This window comes from Duganella lactea (assembly GCF_009857505.1).
Classification (GTDB): Bacteria; Pseudomonadota; Gammaproteobacteria; order Burkholderiales; family Burkholderiaceae_D; genus Rugamonas; species Rugamonas lactea.
This window is the reverse complement of record NZ_WWCP01000099.1, coordinates 1-473: the sequence shown is the minus strand read 5'-3', so window position 1 is coordinate 473 and position 473 is coordinate 1. Positions and strand designations below refer to the sequence as shown.

Annotated in this window: 1 protein-coding gene; it reads right to left on the bottom strand. The window is 55.2% G+C overall.

Annotation, left to right across the window (positions count from 1 at the left end; all coding sequences use genetic code 11):
• Positions 1–292: IS110 family transposase (locus GTP44_RS26845; RefSeq protein ID WP_161021806.1), on the bottom strand; the 292-nt coding region annotated here is incomplete at its 3' end.
• Between the last annotated feature and the right edge of the window lie 181 nt (positions 293–473).

The window sequence follows — 473 nt, the reverse complement described above, 5'->3', positions numbered from 1 at the left end:
GGTTTTCGCTCTGGCCAAAGCCTTTGACGCAACTCGGATTGGCGACCGACACCATGAAGCCGGCGTCATGCAGCGCCGTCGCGACGGCCTCGTAATACACACCGGTCGCCTCCATGCACACCTGCAATGCGTCCTTCTCGAATTTGGACTTGGCGATCCACTCCAGCAGCGCCTGGTGCCCCGCAGCCGAGTTCGGCAGCGATTTTTTCTTGATTTTCCCGTCTGCCAGCAAGGCGATGTCCAGATTTTTCTTGCTGACGTCAATTCCCACAACTGCATTGATCGTATTCATTTTTGACCTTCCTCGTATGCGGGCTTACACACTTTGTGATGGCCCAAGATACCGTTCGGACTAATAAAATGAAACAGACAAGGGCGCCTATCTGACACACGGGTTCAACTACCCAAAGTCTGGTCGGCGTCACCCTGCCTGACCGTTGCCACCTCCACATTATCCGGCGATGGCGCGGTAG